Annotated in this window: 2 protein-coding genes; one reads left to right on the forward strand and one right to left on the reverse strand. The window is 70.6% G+C overall.

Translation table 11 applies throughout. The features are described 5' to 3' along the window. Nucleotides 1-274, forward strand: a 274-nt coding sequence (locus AC27IQ_RS24345) for a general secretion pathway protein GspB (RefSeq protein WP_487091108.1), incomplete at its 5' end; no start/stop codon positions are given. 160 nt (nt 275-434) lie between these two features. On the opposite strand, the gene AC27IQ_RS24350 is transcribed toward AC27IQ_RS24345, so the two are convergent. Beyond that, nucleotides 435-1,521 (reverse strand): ABC transporter substrate-binding protein (locus tag AC27IQ_RS24350; RefSeq protein ID WP_487091109.1); only part of this gene is annotated, 1,087 nt, incomplete at its 5' end.

Genomic DNA, 1,521 nt, shown 5'->3' on the forward strand with positions numbered 1-1,521 from the left:
GGCCGCACCCGCCGTGGCGCCGCCCGCCCAGGCCCCGGCCCAGCCCGTCGTGGCGCAGCGCGATCTGCCGCCGTCCGTGCGCGAGCAATTGCCGGCCATGCAGTTCAGCGGCGCCACCTATTCGGCCAACCCGGCCTACCGCATGGCCATCGTCAATGGGCAGGTGCTGCACGAGGGCGACCAGGCCGCACCGGGCGTGGTGCTGGAGAAGATCGAGCCGTCCCGCACGGTGTGGGCATTCCGGGGCTACCGCTACGCCGTGCCGTCGCAGTGAAGGCGAAGCCAAGGGCGAAGTCGAGGGCGCAGCGGGTGCGCTGGTACAGGCCAAAACAGGCCCATGCCGGCGGATTTCATGCCTGTATTGCTATATATTTAATAGCAAATGATTCGTCCACCGCGTTCTGGTGATCGCGGGCCGGCGACCGCTGTGCGGCTCAGCGGATGAACCGCCCATCCCGCCCCACGAGGGTCAGCTCGACGAAGCGCGAGGCGCTGCGTTCCGGGCCGGTGGCGTTCACTTCGAAGCCGCCCAGGTCCCAGTTCTTGAGGCTCCAGGTGGCGTCCACGAAGGCGGCGCGCGACGGGTTGCGGCCCGCGCGCTGCAGGGCCTGGGCGAACACGCGGGCGTTGATGTAGCCCTCCAGCGCCAGGTGCGAGGGCTCGGCCGTGGCGCCCACGGCTTTCCAGGCGGCCTGGAATTCGCGCACCACCGGCACCACCACGTTGGTGGGCAGCGGCACGACCTGCGAGATGGTGAGCCCGACGGCATCCGGTCCCAGGGCCTTGACGGCGGCCGAGGTGCCCATCACGGACGTGGCATACAGCGCGGTGCCGCGCCGAAGGCTCCGGAAGGCTTTCACGAACTCCAGCGCCGGCTTGCCGGCCAGGCCGATCAGCACCGCCTCGGGGTTGCCGTCGGCCACCTGGCGCGCCGTGGCGCCGGCGTTCGACGCATCGCTTTCGACGGTGCCGGACAGCGGTTCGCCCAGCTTCAGCCGGGCCATGGCGTCGCGGGCGGCGTTGAACACCTCCTTGCCGAAGGCGTTGTTCTGGTAGGCCACGGCGATGCGCCGGATGCCCAGCGTGGAGAAGTGCTGGACCAGCTTGTCGGCCTCGTCGGCGTAGGTGGCGCGCACGTTGAACACGCTGCGCGCGCCCTTCACGCGGCTGAGCATGGCGCCGGTGAACGGGGCGAAGAACGGCATGCCCGAGGGCAGCACCTTGGGCAGCATGGCCTCGACCATGGGCGTGCCCATGCAGTTGAAGAGCGCGAACTGCTCGCGGTCGGCGAGGAATTTGTCCACGTTGGCCAGCGCGCGGGGGATGTCGTAGCCGTCGTCCAGCGTGGTGAGTTCGATCGCCTGGCCCTGCACGCCGCCCTGGGCGTTGATGGCGGCGAAGGCGGCCTTGGCGCCCTGGTGCATGGCCGAGCCCAGGTCGCCCAGCGGCCCGGTGAGCGCGGTAGATTGCGCGATGCGCAGCGCCGTGCCCTGTGCGCGCGCCGGCGCGGCGCCGATCCAG

It is taken from the genome of Acidovorax sp. KPB24-07 (assembly GCF_057543315.1).